This is a genomic window from Haemophilus sp. SZY H35, from assembly GCF_018829705.1.
GTDB classification, from domain to species: Bacteria; Pseudomonadota; Gammaproteobacteria; order Enterobacterales; family Pasteurellaceae; genus Haemophilus; species Haemophilus haemolyticus_K.
On the sequence record NZ_JAHKJZ010000001.1, the window covers coordinates 38204 to 52628 of the forward strand.

General features: G+C 38.4%; 14 protein-coding genes. 7 read left to right on the forward strand and 7 right to left on the reverse strand.

Annotated elements, in window-relative coordinates:
- Positions 1 to 21 precede the first annotated feature (21 nt).
- Both KP710_RS00170 and KP710_RS00175 read right to left on the reverse strand, forming a co-directional pair.
- On the reverse strand, positions 22 to 702 hold the full coding sequence (locus KP710_RS00170) for a TIGR00153 family protein (protein ID WP_111407872.1): 681 nt from the start codon (positions 700 to 702) through the stop codon (positions 22 to 24).
- Positions 703 to 836: 134 nt separating this feature from the next.
- Positions 837 to 1049 (reverse strand): excalibur calcium-binding domain-containing protein, encoded by a 213-nt coding sequence (locus KP710_RS00175; protein ID WP_111407873.1) that lies wholly within the window; start codon positions 1047 to 1049, stop codon positions 837 to 839.
- A gap of 155 nt (positions 1050 to 1204) precedes the next feature.
- Here KP710_RS00175 and KP710_RS00180 point away from each other — a divergent pair, with 155 nt between their 5' ends.
- The 7 genes from KP710_RS00180 (at position 1205) to KP710_RS00210 (ending at position 10394) form a co-directional block, all read left to right on the forward strand.
- The gene (locus KP710_RS00180; RefSeq protein WP_111407874.1) at positions 1205 to 2242 is read left to right on the forward strand and encodes a CYTH domain-containing protein; all 1038 of its coding nucleotides are present in this window, start codon (positions 1205 to 1207) and stop codon (positions 2240 to 2242) included.
- A gap of 125 nt (positions 2243 to 2367) precedes the next feature.
- The gene (gene radA, locus KP710_RS00185; RefSeq protein WP_005644699.1) at positions 2368 to 3744 is read left to right on the forward strand and encodes a DNA repair protein RadA; all 1377 of its coding nucleotides are present in this window, start codon (positions 2368 to 2370) and stop codon (positions 3742 to 3744) included.
- A gap of 122 nt (positions 3745 to 3866) precedes the next feature.
- Positions 3867 to 4346 (forward strand): leucine-responsive transcriptional regulator Lrp, encoded by a 480-nt coding sequence (gene lrp, locus KP710_RS00190; protein WP_048953599.1) that lies wholly within the window; start codon positions 3867 to 3869, stop codon positions 4344 to 4346.
- An 8-nt stretch (positions 4347 to 4354) separates the two neighbouring features.
- Complete coding sequence (locus KP710_RS00195; RefSeq protein WP_048953600.1) at positions 4355 to 7162, forward strand: DNA translocase FtsK; 2808 nt, start codon at positions 4355 to 4357, stop codon at positions 7160 to 7162.
- Positions 7163 to 7179: 17 nt separating this feature from the next.
- Positions 7180 to 7797, forward strand: coding sequence for an outer membrane lipoprotein periplasmic chaperone LolA (gene lolA / locus KP710_RS00200; RefSeq protein ID WP_005633722.1), 618 nt, complete (start codon positions 7180 to 7182; stop codon positions 7795 to 7797).
- A gap of 60 nt (positions 7798 to 7857) precedes the next feature.
- Positions 7858 to 9198, forward strand: coding sequence for a replication-associated recombination protein A (locus KP710_RS00205; RefSeq protein ID WP_111407875.1), 1341 nt, complete (start codon positions 7858 to 7860; stop codon positions 9196 to 9198).
- Between the two features lie 20 nt (positions 9199 to 9218).
- Positions 9219 to 10394: a multidrug effflux MFS transporter gene (locus KP710_RS00210; protein WP_111407876.1), complete on the forward strand. Its 1176-nt coding sequence runs from the start codon at positions 9219 to 9221 to the stop codon at positions 10392 to 10394.
- Between the two features lie 42 nt (positions 10395 to 10436).
- Here the strand turns inward: KP710_RS00210 and KP710_RS00215 are convergent, their stop codons facing one another.
- Genes KP710_RS00215 through KP710_RS00235 form a run of 5 tightly spaced genes read right to left on the reverse strand, consistent with a single transcriptional unit; the run spans position 10437 to position 14424 of the window.
- Positions 10437 to 10724, reverse strand: a complete 288-nt coding sequence (locus KP710_RS00215; protein WP_373454881.1) for a c-type cytochrome — start codon at positions 10722 to 10724, stop codon at positions 10437 to 10439.
- 33 nt (positions 10725 to 10757) lie between these two features.
- Complete coding sequence (locus KP710_RS00220; protein WP_111407877.1) at positions 10758 to 11240, reverse strand: TlpA family protein disulfide reductase; 483 nt, start codon at positions 11238 to 11240, stop codon at positions 10758 to 10760.
- Positions 11227 to 11901 (reverse strand): ABC transporter ATP-binding protein, encoded by a 675-nt coding sequence (locus KP710_RS00225; RefSeq protein ID WP_005636775.1) that lies wholly within the window; start codon positions 11899 to 11901, stop codon positions 11227 to 11229. Before KP710_RS00225 ends, KP710_RS00220 begins: the two co-directional genes overlap by 14 nt.
- 41 nt (positions 11902 to 11942) lie before the next feature.
- Entirely contained in the window at positions 11943 to 13097 is a 1155-nt protein-coding gene (locus KP710_RS00230) for an ABC transporter permease (protein WP_111407878.1), read from the reverse strand.
- Positions 13084 to 14424, reverse strand: coding sequence for an ABC transporter permease (locus KP710_RS00235; RefSeq protein ID WP_111407879.1), 1341 nt, complete (start codon positions 14422 to 14424; stop codon positions 13084 to 13086). Before KP710_RS00235 ends, KP710_RS00230 begins: the two co-directional genes overlap by 14 nt.
- Position 14425 lies beyond the last annotated feature (1 nt).

The following is a 14425-nucleotide window of genomic DNA, read 5'->3' on the forward strand; positions in this document are numbered from 1 at the left end:
TAATTTCCTATGTTTTGTTGATTATGAACGCGCCAGCATTAATTCGATGCGTGAGCCAACACGTTGTGCTTGGTCAGCTAGCACGCCAACCCATTCAATAATTTTATATAAGAACATCACATCAATTGGGTTATAACGGCTTTCGATGGTGTAAAGCATTTTACGCAATTTGATCTGCATTTGGTCGGTATCGTCTTCAATGGCATCGAGTTCTTGAATCATATCGTTAACTAATTTTAGTTCACGGCCTTTAAAACCGGTTTCTAAAAGTTGATCCATTTCTTCGATTACTCGATGTGCTTGGTGAATCGCGTCTAAACTACGTTTTACGTAATGTAAGAATTCTTCCTGCATTTCTTCAGGTATACCAAATTGACGGCCAATCATACGGCCTGCAATATCTTTAGCAAAATTTGCTAATTTATCTTGTTGCGTGACTAATTCTAAGAGATCAGTACGATCAATAGGTAAGAATAAACCACGTGGCAATTTCAAACGAATCTCACGTTTCAAGCTATCCGCTTCACGTTCACACTGAGAGATTTCTAAGCGTTTTTCTTCCGCTTTTTCCCAATCCTTTGAGAAGGTGGTTTCAAAAAAAGGAATTAAAAGATCGCAACATTCAGTGACTTTTTCCGAATGCTTTTGTAATGGTTTTAAAGGCGAATGGGCAAATAATCCGAGAATATTATTCATTGCCATAAGTGATTTACTCCATAAGGGGTTAAAAATTCGTGCGCATATTACCCGATTTTTATTAATAATTAAATGTATTTTAGGGGGCGATTCCTTCACTGAAAAGGAAAAGCCGAATTTTTCATCTTTTCAATGTATCATTAATATTTCTTACAACGCGATGAGCCGTATTTACTACCGCCAGGCAAGCATTCACAGGCTTCACCATCGCGATCTCGATCCAAATGATAAGCATGGTGGTTTTCATAATAGCGTTGTGCTTCTTCTTGTGTATTAAAATCTGAACAACGAACGCCAGCATTTATAGGCAATGTGATGGTTAGAAGCATAGAAAATAGAAACAATTTTTTCATAGAGATCTTTTATTAATTGGTTATTTAAAATTAAGTCAAATTATATCCCTTTATATCTATTTTTTGATGTTTAATTTTAAGGAATATAAAATGCTTGATTTATCTATTTTTATCTGTATATTTAAACAGTTTTAAGTTAAAGGGAGCATAATTTTATGAGTAATGAAATTGAAATTAAATTAGCGGTATCTGACCAAGCGTTTAATGAATTAGAAGAACATTTAAAAAACTTTACTTGTTTAGCGCATAAAAAACAGTTTTTGAGCAATACTTATTATGATTATCCTGATCATTTTCTTGCTAAACAAAAGATGGGATTACGTATTCGTCAGGAAGATCAGGAACTTACATTAACGCTTAAAACTAACGGTGAAGTTGTTGGTGGATTGCATAGTCGCCCAGAATATAATTTACCATTAACCGAAAAAGAAACGCCAACTAATGCCCAATTAAGAGAACTTTATTCTTTTGAACAATTACCTAGTTCTACACTACAACCTATTTTCTCCACAGATTTTAACCGCACTTTTTGGTTAGTTGAATTTCAACAATCCAAAATTGAAGTGGCGTTCGATCAAGGTAAAATTATTGCAGGCGAATCTGAGCAACCAATTTGTGAAATTGAGTTTGAATTGAAATCTGGCAATGTGCAGGATCTTTTTGATTTTGTGGAAACTTTGCCGTTCGAAAGAGATATTTATTTTAGTAGTGCAAGTAAAGCAAAGCGTGGTTATTTGCTGAGTTCAAAACAATTTTTAACAGATTGGTTAAATAAATGGCGTGATTTCTTAAAAGAAGAACGAGAAGAAAGTGCGGTAGATTTTTGTGCAAAATTTAATTCCGTGTTGAAAATGGAACAGAAACTTTTGGAAGAAACCTTATCCTTTTCTCCCGCACTTTTTAGCCAAGATTTTATGAAAACAGTGGAGCGAGTTGGGGCATTTTTTAATCTTTATCATTATTATGATGAAAATGGAAAAATCCTAGAAGTGGTGGCAATAGAGAAACAAAAAGAAGCGCTATTACCAGCTTTGTTAGAAAGCAATCAGAAAATTTTTGCTGAAATTCGCGATTTGATTCGTTTTCATAGTGAAACGAAAGACAATGAAAAAACTATTGAAAAATTGACTGCACTTTTGAAAAGTCGAGTTTATTTTGAGCGAATGATCAAATTAATGAGATTCTCGGCATAATACGAATCAACCGTGCAAATGGGTAAGCTATACTTCTAGGTATTATGTCAGCTTGCCCTGAATAATATAACGATATTTAGCCGTAGGTATATGAATACTCGGTTAAAGAATGAGAAGGATGAAAAATGGCTAAAGCCCCGAAAACAGCTTATGTATGTAACGATTGTGGTGCAGAGTTTTCTCGTTGGCAAGGGCAATGCTCGGCTTGTAAAGCGTGGAATACAATCACCGAAGTGCGGTTAATTTCCACGGCAAAATCAAAAAATGATCGTTTTAGTGGCTACGCGGGGGAAACTCAGGCAAAAATTCAAACGCTCTCTGAAATTAGTTTGCAAGAAACACCACGTTTTTCCAGTGGCTTTAATGAATTAGATCGCGTACTGGGTGGCGGGATTGTACCGGGAAGTGCGATTTTAATTGGTGGACATCCTGGTGCAGGGAAAAGCACCTTGTTATTACAAGTCATGTGTGGTTTAGCGAAAAACATGACCGCACTTTATGTGACGGGAGAGGAGTCGTTACAACAGGTTGCGATGCGTGCAAGTCGATTGGGGTTACCAAACGATCAATTAAAAATGTTGTCAGAAACCTCTGTGGAACAGATTTGTAATTTGGCGGATCAGTTAAAACCGCAAATTATAGTGGTAGACTCGATCCAAGTAATGCATCTGGCGGATATTCAATCATCGCCAGGTAGTGTGGCACAAGTGCGTGAATGTGCTTCTTTCCTCACTCGTTATGCGAAAACCCGACAAGTTGCCATTATTATGGTGGGGCATGTAACGAAAGACGGTACGCTCGCAGGGCCGAAAGTGTTAGAGCATGCGATTGACTGTTCATTACTATTAGAAGGCGAAGCCGATTCTCGCTATCGCACTTTACGTAGTCATAAAAACCGTTTTGGTGCGGTGAATGAATTAGGCGTATTTGGTATGACCGAGCAAGGTTTGCGAGAAGTAAAAAATCCATCGGCGATCTTTTTAAGTCGCGGGGATGAGATTACATCGGGTAGTTCCGTTATGGTACTTTGGGAAGGCACTCGTCCTCTTTTAGTGGAAATTCAAGCTTTAGTGGATCATTCAATGCTAGCAAATCCTCGCCGTGTTGCGGTGGGATTAGAGCAAAATCGCTTAGCACTATTATTGGCGGTGTTACATCGACATGGAGGCTTACAAATGGCTGATCAAGATGTCTTTGTCAATGTCGTTGGTGGTGTAAAAGTCAGTGAAACAAGTGCAGATTTGGCTTTGTTGCTTGCATTAATTTCTAGTTTCCGTAATCGCCCCTTGCCACAAGATTTAGTGATTTTTGGTGAAGTTGGATTAGCGGGAGAAATTCGCCCTGTGCCAAGTGGACAAGAACGTATTAGTGAAGCGGCAAAGCATGGCTTTAAACGCGCGATTGTTCCTTTTGGGAACAAGCCGAAAAGTGCGGTCGAAAATATGCAAGTTTTTACGGTGAAGAAACTTTCCGATGCGTTAGCTGTGTTGGATAATTTCTAAATACTTCCATTAGAGATAATTAATAGCCTCAATGGAAATGAATTATCTAATTCCGTTGTACTGAAAACATTAGCAAAATTTGTTAAAATAAACATACTTTTTATTCAAAGAAAAATAAGAAAATGGAAAAAAAACTGAATAAAGCGCTGGATGCGATTGATATAAAAATTCTTAATGAATTACAACGCAACGGTAAAATTTCTAATATTGATTTGTCAAAAAAAGTAGGGCTTTCACCTACGCCTTGTTTAGAACGTGTGAAACGTTTAGAAAAACAAGGTGTCATTATGGGATACCGAGCTCTACTCAATCCAGAATTATTAGATGCGCCGTTACTTGTAATTGTTGAAATCACTTTAGTACGTGGTAAGCCAGATGTATTTGAAGAATTTAATGCGGCGATTCAAGAGTTAGATGAAATTCAAGAATGCCACTTAGTGTCGGGTGATTTTGATTATCTTCTAAAAACTCGAGTTGCTGATATGGCAGAGTATCGTAAATTGCTTGGTTCAACTTTATTGCGCTTACCGGGTGTAAATGATACGCGCACTTATGTGGTGATGGAAGAAGTAAAACAAACTAATTATCTTGTATTGAAATAATAAACTATATGATTAAACGAATTACAGAACGCTTTACACCAAGACAGTATTTAGCTGAATTATTATTAGCATTAACCGCACTTTTGGGACTTTATTTAATTATTGCTTGGTCTAGTTATACACCTTTAGATAATTCTTGGGCAACGGCTGCATCTCATGATGGAACAATTAACAAGGCTGGAGCATTCGGCGCTTGGGTAATTGATCTCCTTTTTGTCTTTTTCGGATATGTTGCACATATTTTTCCTTTTGCTACGTTTTTAGTACCAGTTTATCTATTAAAAATTAAAGCGGTTAAACAGCTTTCATGTACGCGAATTATTTTACGTAGTTTTGGTTTTTTTACTTTAATCATCGGTCTTTGTGTGATGAGCATGTTGCTTTTATCAAGTAATTCTTTTTATTTGAGTGGCGGTGTGCTTGGTGGTTCACTTGTAGTGAATTGGATTTATCCTGTACTCGGTAAATTAGGTGCAATATTAATTGGGTTGGTCTTTGCTGTCATTGGATTCATTTTTTGTTCTGGTGCCTCATTTATTCGATTGCTTGTGACGTTTTATCATTGGCTTACTATGAAAAATGAACAAACTGAAGATGTTAAACAAGATGAATCGGGAGAGGAATTAGAGCAAATTTTGATTCAGAAACCAGATTTTATTCAAAATATGATATTGCCAGAAGTTGCGGAACAAAATGAACATAATCCAAAACTTGTGGAAGATAAGAATGATCGTGAGCTTGGAGAAAACGAAAAGTTATCTAATGAGCAAATGATAAATATTAGTGGATTAACACAGAATATCGCTATTCAAACAGATTATAACGAACTTAATTCACAAAATATTGATGAACAATTTATTTCTGATTTAGGTATGGAAAAATTGCCTAGTGTTCATATTTCAAATGAATTAAATCATCAAATGCCGAATGAAAATGATTTTGTCCCGGTGTGGATTAATAATAAAAAAGAAAAGGGACAGTTGAATAAATCAGAACATGAAATAAGTGCGGATAATTTTTCAGAAATTTCTTTACTACAAGATGATGAAATCCCAACGGTTTCCTTGCGTGAAGGTTTAGCGCATCAGAATGATGAAGAAAATAATTTTTCACATCTTGCTGAAGAATTTGCAGCTCGTGAAGCAGTACGTTTTGCTCAAGCTGATGAACAAGTTCGTTTAGCGGATAATAATTCAGAAATGATGGTTTCTTTACAGAATGAAGTGACTGAAGAACAAGTTAAAACCACAGAGAATACACCTCATTATCAAGGTTATAGTGGTTCACTAATTCATCCAGCATTCCAACAGCCGACAACTAAACGTGAAAAGCCTAGCACGCCATTGCCAAGTTTAGAGTTATTGTCAAAACATCCAGCAGTGGAACAAAATATTACGCAAGAAGAAGTTTTGGAAACATCTCAACGTATTGAGCAACAATTACGTAATTTTAATGTGAAAGCGACTGTAAAAGATGTGCTTGTTGGCCCTGTTGTGACGCGTTATGAATTAGAATTACAACCTGGGGTGAAAGCGTCAAAAGTCACGAGTATTGATACCGATTTGGCGCGTGCATTAATGTTCCGCTCGATTCGTGTGGCTGAGGCTATTCCTGGCAAGCCTTATATCGGTATTGAAACACCTAATCTTCATCGTCAAATGGTGCCATTACGTGATGTGTTAGATAGTAGCGAATTCCGTGATACTCATGCCACTTTGCCAATGGCTTTAGGTAAAGATATTAGCGGAAAGGCTGTGATTGTTGATTTAGCGAAAATGCCACATTTGTTGGTAGCAGGTTCAACAGGATCAGGTAAGTCTGTTGGCGTGAATACGATGATCTTAAGTTTACTTTATCGTGTTCAACCAGAAGATGTGAAATTCATCATGATCGATCCAAAAGTCGTCGAACTTTCTGTTTATAATGATATTCCGCACTTGTTGACGCCTGTTGTAACAGATATGAAAAAAGCCGCTAATGCGTTGCGCTGGTGTGTAGATGAAATGGAACGCCGTTATCAGCTGCTTTCTGCTCTCCGTGTACGCAATATTGAAGGCTTTAACGAAAAAATTGATGAATATGAAGCAATGGGAATGCCAGTGCCAAATCCAATTTGGCGACCTGGCGATACAATGGATACGATGCCACCTGCATTGAAAAAGTTGAGTTATATTGTGGTTATTGTCGATGAGTTTGCTGATTTAATGATGGTAGCGGGTAAGCAAATTGAGGAACTTATTGCTCGCTTAGCACAAAAAGCGCGAGCTATCGGTATCCATTTAATTTTAGCGACGCAACGTCCTTCTGTAGATGTAATTACCGGTTTAATTAAAGCGAATATCCCAAGTCGTATTGCCTTTACGGTTGCAAGTAAAATTGACTCACGAACTATTCTTGATCAAGGTGGGGCAGAGGCGCTTTTAGGTCGTGGTGATATGCTTTATTCTGGGCAAGGTTCATCGGATTTGGTGCGTGTTCATGGTGCCTTTATGAGTGATGATGAAGTTATTCGTATTGCGGATGATTGGCGAGCACGTGGTAAACCTGACTATATTGATGGCATTTTAGAAAGCGCAGACGATGAGGAAAGTGCGGAAAAAGGAATATCAAGCGGTGGAGAATTAGATCCACTTTTTGATGAAGTAATGGATTTTGTTATTAATACCGGTACAACTTCAGTATCTTCTATTCAACGTAAATTCAGCGTAGGCTTTAACCGAGCCGCGCGTATTATGGATCAAATGGAAGAGCAAGGAATTGTTAGCCCAATGCAAAATGGTAAGCGTGAGATTTTATCGCGTCGTCCAGAATACTAATTTAAAAGGAAAGTAAAATGAAAAAAACAACGTTAAAATTTGCCGCACTTGCCTTACTTGGTTTGAGTAATTTGGCATTGGCTGATGCGGCAAGTGAATTGCAAATGCGTTTAGCTAAAGTCGATGTGTTAAGCGCTGAATTTGTGCAAACAGTGACCTCAGGAAGTGGCAAAAATGTTCAACAAGGAAGTGGAAAACTTCAAATTAAACGCCCGAATTTATTCCGTATGGATACTAAAACTCCTCAAGAAACCCAGATTATTTCTGATGGTAAAACCTTGTGGTTCTACGATCCATTTGTGCAACAAGTGACCGCGCAATGGGTGAAAGATGCGGTGAATAACACACCATTCGTATTGCTTACAAGTAACGATAAAAGCCATTGGGATCAATATTCGGTTATGCAACAAGTGGATACTTTCGTATTGAAACCTAAATCTTCAAAAAGTAATATCAAGCAATTTGATATTCGCGTTGATGCTAATGGCGTATTAAGAAATTTCAGTACGACCGAGAAAGATGGGCAAACCAATCTTTATGTTTTACGTAATATTACGAATCAGACGTTGTCTGACAGCTTGTTCCAATTCAAGCCAGAAAAAGGTGTTGAAGTGGATGACCAACGTAAAAAATAACAAATGATTATTTGAAATAAGGGCGTAGAAATACGCCCTTCAATTTTGTGAGAAATAAACATGTCGAACCTCAACTTTGATTTTGCCGAAAATGATTTTCGTCCACTGGCAGCCAAGATGCGCCCAACGAGTCTAGAGCAGTATTTTGGGCAAACTCATCTTATTGGTGAAGGTAAGCCGCTGCGTAAAGCTATTCAAGCTGGGCATATTCATTCTATGATTTTCTGGGGGCCACCAGGTACAGGAAAAACAACGCTCGCAGAAATTATTGCGCAACGTATTAATGCTGAAGTTGAGCGAATTTCTGCGGTGACGAGTGGTATCAAAGAAATTCGTGAAGCCATTGATCGTGCAAAACAAAATCGTCTTGCAGATCGTAAAACTATCTTGTTTGTGGATGAAGTCCATCGTTTTAATAAAAGCCAGCAAGATGCATTTTTACCGCACATTGAAAATGGAACCGTTATTTTCATTGGGGCGACAACAGAAAATCCCTCTTTTGAGCTAAATAATGCGTTGCTTTCTCGTGCACGAGTGTATGTGATGAAATCACTTACAACGGCTGAAATTGAACAAGTTTTGCAGCAAGCTGTAGAAGATCCTGAACGTGGATTGGGTAAAGAGCGCTTAATTTTAGAAGAGAATTTACTGCAAGTACTTGCTGAATATGTTAGTGGGGATGCACGATTAGCTTTGAATTGCCTCGAATTAATGGTGGATATGGCGGATGAAACGGAAAATGGAAAGAAAATTGACCGCACTTTATTAAAAGAAGTCTTAGGCGAACGTCAAGCAAGATTTGATAAACAAGGTGATCGTTTCTATGATTTAATTTCTGCTCTACATAAATCTGTTCGAGGTTCTGCACCAGATGCGGCATTGTATTGGTATGCACGAATTTTAACGGCAGGTGGTGATCCTTTATATGTTGCGCGCCGATTACTTGCTATTGCTTCAGAAGATGTGGGAAATGCGGATCCTCGCGCTATGCAAGTGGCATTGGCTGCATGGGATTGCTTTACTTGCGTGGGGGCTTATGAAGGAGAGAGAGCCATTGCCCAAGCCATTATCTATCTTGCAGTTGCGCCAAAAAGTAATGCGGTTTATACCGCATTTAACACCGCCAAACAGCAAGCGAAAGATTTACCCGATTATGATGTTCCACCACATTTACGTAATGCACCAACTAATTTAATGAAAGAACTTGGCTACGGTGCTGAATATCGTTATGCCCACGATGAACCTAATGCTTATGCAGCAGGTGAAAATTATTTCCCGCCTGAATTAAAAGACACTCAATATTATTTTCCGACGAATAGAGGTATGGAAATTCAGATTAAGGAAAAATTAGAACGATTACGTGAGCAAGATAAAAGTGCGGTGAAAAAACGGTATAAATAATCTTTATTTAGGATATATAAATGCAAAAAACAAATTCAAAAGCCTTTTTAGTGATTTTACTTGGTGTACTTTCTGCCTTTGGACCATTTGTTGTCGATCTTTATTTGCCATCATTGCCACAGCTTGCACAATTTTTTGATACAACGGCTTCCATGACGCAATTAACGCTCACAACGGCAATGATCGGTTTAGCCGTTGGGCAGCTATTACTTGGCCCGATGAGTGATAAATTTGGACGCAAAATACCGCTGATTATTTCACTTTTAATTTATATCATCAGTACGATTTTACTGATTTTCTCACCGAATATTGAAACGATGATTGTATTAAGAGCGGTACAAGGGCTTTCCTCTGCTGGAAGTGTAGTAATTTCTCGTGCGATAGCGACGGACTTATATCGTGGTCGTGAAATGACACGTTTTTTTGGGCTATTAATGACGATTAATGGTATCGCACCGATCATTTCACCTATTTTAGGCAGCTTATTATTAGAATATATTGGTTGGAAAGGCGTATTTTTCTTTTTAGCAATTATTGGTATTGTTGTATTACTATTTTGTCTTCGTTTAAAAGAAAGCCTAATTATTGAAAAACGTTTGAAAGGTTCTGTACTTTCCACATTCTTTACATTTGGCAAGATTATAAAAAATAGAATGTTTATGAGTTATGTTGGTATTGAAAGCTTTTTGCTTGCTGCCATGTTTGCGTATATTGCCGCTTCACCTTTTATTTTGCAAAGTTTTTACGGATTAAGTGTGTTTACCTTTAGCTTATGTTTTGGAGCAAATGGTGCTGCATTAGTTATGGGAGCAAATATAGGTGGTAAGTTGTCAAATCGTACTGCACTTTCTTTTGGGGTATTAGGTTTTGGGATTGTCGTTCTTTACACCATTTCGACACTTATTATTCAACCTAACTGGTTTTTAGTTGAAATTGGCTTCTTTCTTATGCTATTGATGATGGGGCTTACCTTTCCTGCAATTTCTTCATTGGCAATGGAAAGTGAACGTCAATATGCCGGAAGTGCTTCTGCATTACTTGGTTTTACTCCCTTTTTTCTAGGGGGCGTTGTTTCACCATTAGTCGGTATTGGTAATATTTTCTATGCAACAGCTGTGGTGATTTTAGTTTGTGCTTTCATCAGTTTGATAATTTATTTTTTAATTCGTACTAATATTAAGGCATACACAGAATAAAATTTAAATGCGATTAATTTCAAAAAATTAATCGCATTTTCTTTATTTTTTTAATGTAGGAACAAGTTCAGATAAGTTTTTTATATCCTCTTCACTTAATTGGCTTTTTATCCTATTGCCCGCTCCTTCAATTTTTCCACTTTTTCGCTCAGAAAGTGCGGTATAAATTTCTTGAGGAGTCAGGTTATTGATAATTCTTGATTCTCCCATAGCAGATTTCTCACCAGATTTTCCATGGCATGTAGTGCAGCTTCGTTTGTAGAGTTTTTCGCCTTGGGCAAGATTAGTATCAGCAAAGGCCACTTTAGTTAAGCTAAGGCCGAAAATCATAATCAGAATTATTGGGTTAGTTTTTTTCATTGTTTATCCTTTAAACAATTTATCTAAATCATTAGATGGAATTGCGCCTTCATATTTAGCTTGAATGTTTCCTTCAGGGCTAATAATAAATGAAGTGGGCGTACCCATAAGCTGATAACGCTCTGCGGTAATTTTCATTTGATCTTTAATTACAGGCAAGTGGAGTTCACGTTTAGCCACTACGGCTTTGGTGTCCATTTTATCGCCATCCACATTAATTGCAATGAGCGAAACTTTGCCAGGATTGTCTTCTACGAGTTTTTCAAATTCTTTTAACTCTGCAATACAATGTCCACAGGTTTCTGACCAAAAAACTAATAATCGTGTGCCTTTCCAATTCTCAAGGTTTGCAGGATTGCCTTGAAGATCATAGGCGGCAATATCAGGCGCTTTTTGCCCTACTGAGGCAACTTCATCTTTACAAGAAACAGCACCAAAAATAACCGCACTTATGGCAACTAATTTCAATAGTTTATTTGTTCGCATGATTTTCTTCCTTTACAAATTTTCCGTGATGTAAATAAATAACACGATCGGTGAGTTCACCTAACTCTGGATTATGTGTCACCATCACAATGGTGCGCCCTTGTTGATTTAGTTTTGTGAGCAAATCTAGCACTAAAGATTCGTTTTGTTCATCTAAATTTCCTGTTGGTTCATCAGCAAAGATAACGGGCGGTTGATTAACTAACGCACGCGCAATGCAAACACGTTGTTGCTCGCCGCCTGAAAGTTGGCTTGGTCGGTGATCAATGCGATGGCCTAAGCCTACTTGTTCCAATACCGCTTTGGCGGATGCTTCATCAATCACGCTGTGATAATGTTGTGCCAGCATAACGTTTTCAAGTGCGGTCAAATAAGGGATTAAATGGAATTGTTGAAATACCAAGCCGATTTTTTCAGCGCGGAAACGTTGTCGACCGACTTCATCTAATTGAGCGGCATCCACGCCATCTAAAATGACTTTACCTTCACTAGCGGTATCTAAGCCTGTTAAAATATTCATCAGTGTGGTTTTTCCAGAGCCTGAAGCCCCCATAATCGCCACAAATTCCCCTTGTTTAATTTGAATATTAATGTCTTCCAGAGCGGTAACTTGCCCGAAGCGTTTATATAAATGTTGGGTTTCTATTACAAAGTTGGTCATGGTTTTTCTCTTTTATTATCTAATTTATAGGCGTTTCAGTTTTACTCACCCTTCAACACATTCGCAACATTAATACTCAATGCTCGACGTGTTGGAATAATAACAGCTACAAATGCCACTAATAACGAAAGTACAACCGTAATTGGTAACACTGGTAATCGCATATCAATATAAGATTTGAACACGGTTATTCCTAATACTTGAGCTAATAAATACCCCAAGCCAAGCCCGATAATAATCGCACAAAACGCGATAATTAAAATTTCGGTGCTGATTTGGCGAATGATGTCAAATTTTTTTGCACCTAGTGATTTTTGTAAGGCAAATTCTTTGGATCGTTCACCGACAATTGCAATTAATGTAGTGTTCACACATAAGGTTGCAAGCACCAAAATCACAAGGGAAATTAAGCCCATTAAGCCTTTAATTTTTTCTAAAATTTGTCCTTCTGAGGCGGAAACTTTACGGATCGGGCGAGCGGTTAAATCGGGATATTGTTGCATGATTTTTTCGGCAAATTGATCCACTGTATTAGCGCCTTGCTCATTTTGCACATTGAGTAATGCGTTGTTGACTACGCCTTCTTTATCTAACCAATTTTGTGCAAATTCAACATTCACAATAAGCATATTGTCAGTTGCATCACCAGCTTCTACAATTCCTTTAATGTTAAAACTATGTTTTTCTACGGCATTTTTAGACAGTTGTAGGCTATCTCCCACTTTAACATGTAATCGTTCAGCAAGGGTTTTCCCAATCATTGCATTGCGGTCGTCAAAGTTTACGTTGATTTCGGATCCCGTAACTTGCCAGTAAGGGGCGAGGATGCGCATGGCATCAAAATTTACGCCCATCAGAACAATTTTTTCTAAATCACTGCGTGTGACGCCATAAAGGTAAGGACTGGCAGCCGTGATAAAACCATCTGGTGCTTTTTGCAAAATTGCGTTTAATTCTGCTTGATTCATCATTCCGCCATCGGCTGAACCAATGTAGAAATTTGCTCCGAAAGTACGCAGTTCTTGGCTCATTTTGGTATTGATGTCGAAGTAAACGGCAGCCATTGCAGTGACAATACTTGCGCCCACAGTAAGTGCAGTGAAAATAATCAATACTCGTTGGAGGCGTAGTCGCAATGCGCGGAAAATTAATCGCCAGAACATGCTTTGAGTATTCGCGCTTTTATGCTCTGCCATAAAGCACCTCGACAGGGTAAAGTTTAGCGATTTTATGCGCAGGGAACCAAGTGCCAATTACAGCAATAAGAATGGAGAGTACGAGAACACAAGGTACGACGATCCAAGCAAAATCAAGAGGTGCACCAAATAGTGCAGCACCGATAAATTTGGCTAATCCCCATCCGGCTAAACAGCCAAATATTCCGCCTACTAATGCACTTAACACCGCTTCGCAGTAGAACAGTAAGGTAATTTGCCATTGATAAGCGCCTAGTGCTTTCATTAAGCCAATTTCTTTTGAGCGTTCTATAATTCCTGCACTCATTAAGGAAGCAATACCCATTGCTGCGGCGATTAATGCCGCGAAGGTAACGACCGCTAGTAAGAGTTGGATTTTACCAATCACTACACCTTCAGAAGCTGCAACTTGCCAAATTGGGCGAACCATTGCGCCAGAAATTGCTTCTTCTAATTGATGAGAAATTGAAGAAACATAAGCGGTGCAATACCAACGGTCATAGGCTTCCGCATCTAAGGCATCCGTATTGGCGCGCGCTTTACGGGAAAGATCGTTTTCTGGCACAGTGAGGGCAGATACGCGGACGGATTGCACTTTGCCTTCTAAACCTAGCAAATTTTGCACCGCACTGAGGGGCATCACAAGCTGATTATCTTCTGTTCCCCCCGTACTTAAAATGCCTTTAATTTCTACCGCACTTTGTTGGCTTTCGCCGTTATCGTTTGTGTAGCTTAAGCTAAGTTTATCGCCAATTTTCCAACCATTACTTTTGGCAAGTTGTTCGCCAGCAAGAGCAGGGGCGATTTCTCCAAAGTCATTGTTTAAATCATCAACCCATTCCCCTTCTACTTTCCAGTAAGGGCTAATGATTCGTTGTCCTGTGTGGTAATCTTCTTCATCAGGCACGGCAATATTATGATCAAAGAAGGTACCAAGCACATTAATCGTTTTCGGCGCTGAAAGTGCGGTGGAATTTTGTGAAGATTTTGTCACCTGTACATTTGCTGAAAGCAATGGGGCAAAACCCACGATATTATTTCGCCAGAAAATATCTTTGATATTGGGAAGCTCTTTTTCATCTAAAAAATCTTGGCTAGATAATGAAGCACTATGACTGAGTTCATCAGGCAATGCTGCATTGCTGGCTGGCTCCACCAAAATATTGGCACCGTAAGATTTCAGCTCTTTTGCCATTTTGTCACCAATATCAATGGAAACGGCAAGCAGCGCGGAGACTAAGCCAGCGGCTAAGAAAATAGTGATAATGGCGAGCAATTTACGTTTGATACCAAATCGCCAAGATTGAAATAACATTCGAGCAAGCATT

Bases quoted from the DNA above. Each gene is read 5' to 3' on its own strand.
- KP710_RS00170 (WP_111407872.1), bottom strand. From the start codon at position 702: ATGGCAATGAATAATATTCTCGGATTATTTGCCCATTCGCCTTTAAAA.
- KP710_RS00175 (WP_111407873.1), bottom strand. From the start codon at position 1,049: ATGAAAAAATTGTTTCTATTTTCTATGCTTCTAACCATCACATTGCCT.
- KP710_RS00180 (WP_111407874.1), top strand. From the start codon at position 1,205: ATGAGTAATGAAATTGAAATTAAATTAGCGGTATCTGACCAAGCGTTT.
- radA (WP_005644699.1), top strand. From the start codon at position 2,368: ATGGCTAAAGCCCCGAAAACAGCTTATGTATGTAACGATTGTGGTGCA.
- lrp (WP_048953599.1), top strand. From the start codon at position 3,867: ATGGAAAAAAAACTGAATAAAGCGCTGGATGCGATTGATATAAAAATT.
- KP710_RS00195 (WP_048953600.1), top strand. From the start codon at position 4,355: ATGATTAAACGAATTACAGAACGCTTTACACCAAGACAGTATTTAGCT.
- lolA (WP_005633722.1), top strand. From the start codon at position 7,180: ATGAAAAAAACAACGTTAAAATTTGCCGCACTTGCCTTACTTGGTTTG.
- KP710_RS00205 (WP_111407875.1), top strand. From the start codon at position 7,858: ATGTCGAACCTCAACTTTGATTTTGCCGAAAATGATTTTCGTCCACTG.
- KP710_RS00210 (WP_111407876.1), top strand. From the start codon at position 9,219: ATGCAAAAAACAAATTCAAAAGCCTTTTTAGTGATTTTACTTGGTGTA.
- KP710_RS00215 (WP_373454881.1), bottom strand. From the start codon at position 10,724: ATGATTTTCGGCCTTAGCTTAACTAAAGTGGCCTTTGCTGATACTAAT.
- KP710_RS00220 (WP_111407877.1), bottom strand. From the start codon at position 11,240: ATGCGAACAAATAAACTATTGAAATTAGTTGCCATAAGTGCGGTTATT.
- KP710_RS00225 (WP_005636775.1), bottom strand. From the start codon at position 11,901: ATGACCAACTTTGTAATAGAAACCCAACATTTATATAAACGCTTCGGG.
- KP710_RS00230 (WP_111407878.1), bottom strand. From the start codon at position 13,097: ATGGCAGAGCATAAAAGCGCGAATACTCAAAGCATGTTCTGGCGATTA.
- KP710_RS00235 (WP_111407879.1), bottom strand. From the start codon at position 14,424: ATGCTTGCTCGAATGTTATTTCAATCTTGGCGATTTGGTATCAAACGT.